This window comes from Rhodospirillaceae bacterium (assembly GCA_018660465.1).
Taxonomy (GTDB): domain Bacteria; phylum Pseudomonadota; class Alphaproteobacteria; order Rhodospirillales; family JABJKH01; genus JABJKH01.
This window is the reverse complement of the sequence record JABJKH010000082.1, coordinates 21259-28205: the sequence shown is the minus strand read 5'-3', so window position 1 is coordinate 28205 and position 6947 is coordinate 21259. Positions and strand designations below refer to the sequence as shown.

Below are 6947 nucleotides of genomic sequence, written 5' to 3'. Positions count from 1 at the left end.
CACCATCCTTGGCATTTCCCACCGGGTGCTTCATCGATACGGCGAGATACTTCCCGTCCGGTGAATAGGCCATATGATTAACCCGGTTGGGAACCTTGGTCACGTGACGGATCATTGTCCCAGTGGCAACATCGAACTCATAAATGCTCCAGCCTCCATCCCAGTTCCCGGTCCAGCCGCCGGTAACGATACGCGTGCCATCTGGTGAGATATCCAGTGAATAGAGCGCCCCTTCATAACCGCCCCCAATTGGGACCCTAATGGTGCGAAGAAGTGTGCCGTCCTTAACCGACCAAATGCGAACAGTTTTATCCAACGAAACAGTCGCCATGATTTGTTCGTCTTTGTCGACGACGACACGTAGAATAGGGGCCGTATGCATGCCCGCTTCAATACGTAAAATTGGATCTAATGCTAAGGGCTCATTCGCAGCCGCAGCCTGAGCGGTGCCAATCACGAATGCAATGACGGCGATTCCCAATATTCTTAGAATATTTTCATGCATCCTGCAGTGTGCCCCATTTAAATTGACCCAAAGTGGTGTGTTCATGTACTCTCTCACGACGGATGCTCGAGTCATACCACAGTTTAAATTAGAGGGGATAATTATGACGAAGATACGGATCATTACGATCTCGCTTCTTTTGGCCTTTGCGGCGGTCTCATTTGTTTCGTCGTCCGACGTGTTGGCTAAAGACCACTCCAACAGGTGTCCGATGGATAACCCTGGCTGCTAAACGCAAGCCATTGGTGTTACTTCATCCGTGATGGGGTCTTTTAATCCCCTTGGATGGCACGAAAGTTCTATAAAGAAATGGTCCGACGAATTCCTTCGAGGGGTCGGTAGGCCTATGTTTGTGCAATTTGGAAGATTGACGGTTGCATTCGCAATATTTTCCAATGTTGTGCTGATGGCGGGTTTCGCGCGTGCCCAGGTGTTTGATTGCCAGTTTCTTCAAGAGAATGCACCTGATGGAAAAGCCAACGAAGCCTCCTGCACGATGTATCCGGACATTGTTTTCAAATCGACAACGGATACACCTGATCGCCGCAACCACTGCAAGGTCGATAGGGTGCGCGGCCTTGAAAATTTGGAAGGTGCCGTTGTTGACCTTGGCAGCGGTACAGTTTCTTGGACCAACGTTTACCGGCTTTCAGATCATGAAAAAAAGCGCGTAAAAGCCTTTTATATGGCAAAACCGAATTTTCCCGAGGAAATTGCCGACCGGGACGCTAATTTGGAACTGCGAAACAAATATAGGTTTAAGATCACCGCAGCCGCTAAGTCGGGCGCAGCCGCTAAGTCACCTCAAGAGAAACCTAAACATACAATCATTTTTGAAAACAAGTTTTGGAGATTTGTACTCTTCATTCCCGAGGACAGCGGAGAATCTATTTTGACGGAATTTAAGGGAAACGCAGAACACTCTTGGCTCAACGCACGATTCGGAAGATGTAAAAGACGTTCTTAGAGTATTCTAGCGGAGGTTCTCCAACACGTCTTTTGATTCTCCAAATATGCCGACCATGCACATTGGGCGTTGATCAGCCGGCAATAGCCGACAAAGGCGGTAGCTCTTTTCAAGGTCGTGACCTGTATAAAACATCAGGCCTCCACCTATATGATCCGCGCACCAACGGAGATAGCGTTCATTGCCCATTTGGGCGACCTCATTACAGATCAACGGCAACTCAGCGCGAAGTTCAGCCTCTGGGATCAAAAGATGCGATTGCATGTTCTCCATGAAGGTACCGCCCAGGCAGATTGAAATCTCTCGGCCCTTGAAACGGTGGCAGCTCTCTATCGCTTCAGCGATCGGCATAAGGCCGCCTGTCAGAAGTCCATGTCCCACGCCGTGGATGCATTGTCTGCGCAACCGATTGTCATATGACACTGTGTCGCAAACACTGATTAAATCAGCGGTAATATTGTCTGTATCGCTCTTTTCCGAAATATAGGTTTGAACGGCCCCGTGAACGCAGCCTTGGTTGCAATCCATCGAACACTCCGCCAGCGCTTTTCCGAGATCAGCAGAATGTTTGTTCAAAACTTCCTCGCCGATGAAATGTGCGATCAAGTGACAGTCATCAATTCTGTCTGTTCGTTGAAACTTTTTTGCTTTTAGCAAAGCAATCTCGGCCGTTTGGGTGCGGGTTAGCGCGCGGAAGTGAGGTTCTAGACAGACCATTTTTTTATAGGAATGAGGAAGAGCCAAGCATTCTTTCATAGAACGCGCCGCATCTTTGCCAGATGTTTTGTCAGATGTTTCCGGCGAATGTGTAAGGGCGGGTCCTGACCAAGTCAGACCCAATACTAAAACCACAAAAACTCCGACTAAATTTCTTATGTCCTGCATAGGGCAGATTTCCGGAAAAATTTAATCCAACGTAAAATTCAACGTAAAATTCAACGTATTGTAACAGCTCTACGACCCCAAGTTGCCAAAATAACGGAATGTTTTGTACGCGACTAAGGGTGTGCTCGATTGGTGAATTAGGTAAAATTGTTTGTTCCTGTTTCGGAGATTGCTACTATCGGTACCTAAGTAGGCTTTGCCGAGGAGGCCCGGTTGCCCGACCAGTTGCAACAAATCAATTGCAGGTACTCGCCTGAAGAGCACCGGCTCGTTCTGGAACTCAGCACCAGCGGCCAGACCGCCTATCGATTGTGGCTGACCCGCCGGTTCGTTCAGTTGTTCTGGCAAACCATTCAAAAGTCCATTCAGGGCAAGCCAGAAGTTGCTCAGCACGTCGAACCCAAAACACAAAAAGCGGTTATGGAATTTCAGGAGAAAGAAGCCCTCGAAACGGCGGACTTCAAAACCGAATATAAAGACCTGGACCTAATATATCCCTTGGGCGAAACGCCGATGCTGCCAAATACGATCACCTATGTGCCGAAGGGTGATGTTACGTCTTATACATTTAAGGCCCAAGACGGCAAAGCCGTGACCTTCAACTTGAATCAGCAATTGCTTTATTCTTTGTCTCACATCCTGATGACGGCAACGGAGAAAGCGAATTGGAGCTTGGAGCTAAAACTAACCGACGCGAATTTGAAACCGCCGGAGGTTTCTACTCAAGTCCACTGAGTTATTCCTTAACCTCGAACGTTAACGAGGCCCAAAAGCTTTCCCAGTTGTGCTTAGGGTCGAGCGACGGAACCATATGAACCGCGGTGGCCACCCACATGCCGGCATGGGGAACGTGAGTATTCATGCGGCCGTCAGGACCGGTCCTTAGCTTGATACGATTTTTCCAGCGGCCCGGGGAAAAGAACTGAACCTGCGTCCCATGAAGGGGTTTCCTTGATAGAAAAGCCGCAGAGTGAGCGGGGTGTTCGCTTTCCAGGTGGGAAGGTTTTTGCCAGGTACAAGTTCCAGCTTCAGCCCTAACTGTTTGAGATACCCCGTGCCTGGCGGATTATTTCCGACAGCTAAGATCACCTTGGAATACCGGGAGTAGATTTCTGGGACGATACCAGCGGGTAGCGGGGTGTCTCCAATGACGGCTTCTAAACCTTTGTCTTGAACGTAGAGCCTAAACTTTTTCGTTGTTAAGTCAGCGGTTCTTGGTTGAGAAACAAAGCCAACAATATGATAGCCCGGAACGGCAGGGTTTAAGGTCGCGGCAGGATCGTCTCCAGTCTGAGAGTCTATCGTAGCGGCCCCCCCCGGCGAGGTCAGATCAAAGCGTGCGGATAATCCTTCGTAGAAGGGGATTGTCTCACTTTGATCCACGTTCAACTGAACGATCGAAATCTTAACGGGGTCAGCAGGTTTGAGATGAAGAACCGATGGTTCGAGATAAAAATCATGAGCCCAAAGCAATCCTGGCATGGCAATCCCTGCGACAAGTATCGTGACCGCAATAGCCATTCGTTTTATACACATGGACCGATCTCCTTTGGGTCAAATGACAGGATGTCCTAGTGTGATGCAAGTGGTCAATCGCCAAGTAATCCGCAAATTGGTTGCAGTCTTTGGATTAATGATTCTTTCAGTGGCTTTTACCACCAATGCCACCGCTCACAAGATGCGTCCCGCCGTTGCCCTCGTCATGCTACACCTCGACGGAACCTTTAGCCTTGAAATGCGGGTTAATGCAGAAGCTATTTTAGCGGGAATTGATCCGGGCGATAAAGACACCGCCGACTCCCCCAACGCGGCGCTGTACAATCAACTGCGTGCCTTGCCGCCGAAGGTTCTGGAAAGCCGCATCATGGCCTTCGCGCCGACTTTGATCCAAGGTTTTAAACTGAACTTTGATGGGAAATTAGTCGAGCCTACATTAATTTCAGTTCGGGTGCCGGAAGTTAAGGACCCGGGTCGGGCGCGGGTGAGTACGCTGAAGTTTGAAGGCACAATTCCGGTCGGGGCGCGGATATTTCGATGGTCGTTTGCTGCCAAGTTCGGCGATAGCATTTTGGTTGTGAAGCATGCAGGTGAACACAAAGGGTTGTCCAATTGGCTGAAGGAGGGCAAGGAAAGTAATCCATTCCCCATTTCGGAAAAATTTATTCCCAAGTCGACGGCCGAAGTCGCTGCAGAGTATATGGAACTCGGGTTCACCCATATCATTCCTAAGGGACTGGACCACATTTTGTTCGTACTGGGAATTTATCTGCTGAGTTTGCGAATTAAAGCAATCATCTGGCAGGTGACAGCATTTACAGTCGCCCACACCATAACCCTAGGCTTAACCATCTATGGCTTACTTTCGCTACCATCGTCTGTTGTCGAACCCTTAATCTCTGCGTCTATCGTTTATGTTGCAGTGGAAAATATTCTAACATCAGAAATTAAACCCTGGCGGATCGCTCTGGTGTTTGGTTTTGGTCTGCTTCATGGCATGGGGGTCGCCGGTGTTTTGAGCGAGATCGGGTTGCCAAGGTCTGAGTTTCTGACTGCACTCATAACCTTCAATATTGGTGTCGAGTTGGGCCAACTGAGTATCATCGCCGCGGCCTTCGTCGCCACGGGTCTTTGGTTCCGTCACAAAGTTTGGTACCGAAAAGCCGTTGTCATACCAAGCTCCGTCATAATTGCCTTAGTGGGGGCCTATTGGACTGTAGAACGGACCCTGCTTTAGGGCTTAAGTCTATAATGGGTTCCAAAATTGGCCGCTATTTCAACTAATTCACTAATTTTGTTGTTTATTTCACGACGGCGGCGGCCCGGTATTATTGAAATTTAATCATATCGAGTAAGAATTTATGCCCTTTGTAAGGGGCGCTATGTCTAATTGGCGAAGTGACATAGGAGCATTAAACCACGTATAACTGAGCCATTCTCACTCACAAAATTTTATTTTTAATTCTCAATGATACTGCGGAAATATGACTAAGATGAATTTAATAGAAGAGCAAAAAACGATTCTGGTTATTGATGATGACCCTATTGTTTTGGAAAGCTTGAAGTTTCGTCTTGAAGCCTGGAACCATAAAACCCTTGCGGCCATATCTTTGGAACAGGCACAAAGTCTGCTGAGCCAAAACGGTGACCACATGGACTTTATCATCTCTGACCTGCGGTTAGGGGCACACATGGACGGTGTTCAGGCGATTGCAAATTTGCGCGCTGAAATGAAGGCCGAAATTCCTGGTGTCATTCTAACCGGAGATACCTCTCCTGAGCGTCTTAAGTATATTGAGAGTGCCGGTCTATCTGTTTTACATAAGCCCGTGAAAGCCGACAGCTTAGCCGCAGTTCTAAAAGATACCTTCTCCAAGCTACACTAAATTATATCACACCGTCAGACCTGAGGGCGGAAACCTCTTCTTCTGTTAGGCCAATTTGGTTCTTCAATACATCGTCTGTGTCAGCCCCAAGTACCGGTGGTGCCGATTGGATCGCTTCTTTCGTATCTGAGAATTGATAGGGAATGCCCAACATCCTGATCAACCCGGCTGTCGGGTGATCAATCTCAGCGACCATGCCGTTGGCTTTCGCTTGTTCGCTTTCAAGCGCCTCTTCGACCGTGTTCACCATGGAACACGGAATGCCAAGGCCAACAAATTGGGTTATCCAATCATCCGCCGATTTTGCTGCCAGCGCTTCCTGGATCAATCCATCGATTGTATCTCGATTCCGGACCCGGTTGGCGTTGATCTTAAACCGTTCATCATCAGCCCATTCAGGGTGATCGACCGCCTTCGCCAATTGGGCGAACTGGCCGTCATTGCCAACCGCCAGCGCGATCTCTCCCTCACCACAGGGAAATTCACGATACGGTACAATATTGGGGTGGCCGTTGCCGAACCGTCCTGGAACTTTGGTGCTGATCAGATAGTTAGATGCAACGTTCACCAGAACCGAAAGGCTGGTATCGAAAAGTGTCACGGAAACAACTTGGCCGCGGCCCGTACGCGTGCGCGCATTGAGTGCCGCGGTGATACACATCGCGGCATACATGCCGGTGCACACATCGACAATTGCGACGCCAAGCTTCATTGATCCGCCATCGACCTCGCCGGTGATGCTCATCAACCCACTTTCCGCCTGCAATAGAAAGTCATATCCCGGCATCCCGCCTTTTGGGCCGCGGTCACCGTACCCGGTAATTTGGCAGAGAACGACTTGCGGTGCGTTTTGTTCCAGCCACTCTGCCGTAATTCCCCACCGATCAAGTGTCCCGGCCTTGAAATTTTCGATGAGAACGTCAGCCTGGGTTATCATTTTTTTCAATATGTCCAGGCCGCGTGGGTCTTTTAAATCGAGTGTTACACTCCGCTTGTTGCGGTTTACGCCAAGGAAATAGGCCGCTTCTGTCCCGGCGAAGGGCGGACCCCATCCGCGTGTATCATCACCGGAACCCGGTCGTTCAATCTTTATAATTTCCGCACCCATATCGCCGAGATTCATGGTGCAGAAAGGACCCGCCAGCACCCGCGTTAAATCAATTACGCGGGTGCCACTTAAAGCGCCTTCAGACTTATCTTCGGTCAT

General features: G+C 49.2%; 8 protein-coding genes. 4 read left to right on the top strand and 4 right to left on the bottom strand.

Translation table 11 applies throughout. The features are described from left to right. Positions 1-505 (bottom strand): hypothetical protein (locus HOM51_12845; protein MBT5035392.1); only part of this gene is annotated, 505 nt, incomplete at its 3' end. Positions 506-851: 346 nt separating this feature from the next. On the opposite strand from HOM51_12845, the gene HOM51_12840 reads away from it, so the two are divergent. Then, positions 852-1472: a hypothetical protein gene (locus tag HOM51_12840; GenBank protein ID MBT5035391.1), complete on the top strand. Its 621-nt coding sequence runs from the start codon at positions 852-854 to the stop codon at positions 1470-1472. 6 nt (positions 1473-1478) lie between these two features. Here the strand turns inward: HOM51_12840 and HOM51_12835 are convergent, their stop codons facing one another. Then, complete coding sequence (locus tag HOM51_12835; protein MBT5035390.1) at positions 1479-2357, bottom strand: hypothetical protein; 879 nt, start codon at positions 2355-2357, stop codon at positions 1479-1481. 213 nt (positions 2358-2570) lie between these two features. Between HOM51_12835 and HOM51_12830 the strand changes: the two genes are divergently transcribed. Further along, positions 2571-3092 carry a hypothetical protein gene (locus HOM51_12830; GenBank protein MBT5035389.1) on the top strand — a complete coding sequence of 174 codons (522 nt, stop codon included), beginning with the start codon at positions 2571-2573 and terminating at the stop codon, positions 3090-3092. 147 nt (positions 3093-3239) lie between these two features. Here the strand turns inward: HOM51_12830 and HOM51_12825 are convergent, their stop codons facing one another. Then, entirely contained in the window at positions 3240-3893 is a 654-nt protein-coding gene (locus HOM51_12825) for a DUF4198 domain-containing protein (GenBank protein MBT5035388.1), read from the bottom strand. Between the two features lie 40 nt (positions 3894-3933). Here HOM51_12825 and HOM51_12820 point away from each other — a divergent pair, with 40 nt between their 5' ends. Both HOM51_12820 and HOM51_12815 read left to right on the top strand, forming a co-directional pair. Beyond that, positions 3934-5091 (top strand): HupE/UreJ family protein, encoded by a 1158-nt coding sequence (locus HOM51_12820; GenBank protein ID MBT5035387.1) that lies wholly within the window; start codon positions 3934-3936, stop codon positions 5089-5091. Positions 5092-5347: 256 nt separating this feature from the next. Further along, positions 5348-5740: a response regulator gene (locus HOM51_12815; protein MBT5035386.1), complete on the top strand. Its 393-nt coding sequence runs from the start codon at positions 5348-5350 to the stop codon at positions 5738-5740. A gap of 1 nt (position 5741) precedes the next feature. Here the strand turns inward: HOM51_12815 and HOM51_12810 are convergent, their stop codons facing one another. Then, positions 5742-6947: a CoA transferase gene (locus tag HOM51_12810; protein MBT5035385.1), complete on the bottom strand. Its 1206-nt coding sequence runs from the start codon at positions 6945-6947 to the stop codon at positions 5742-5744.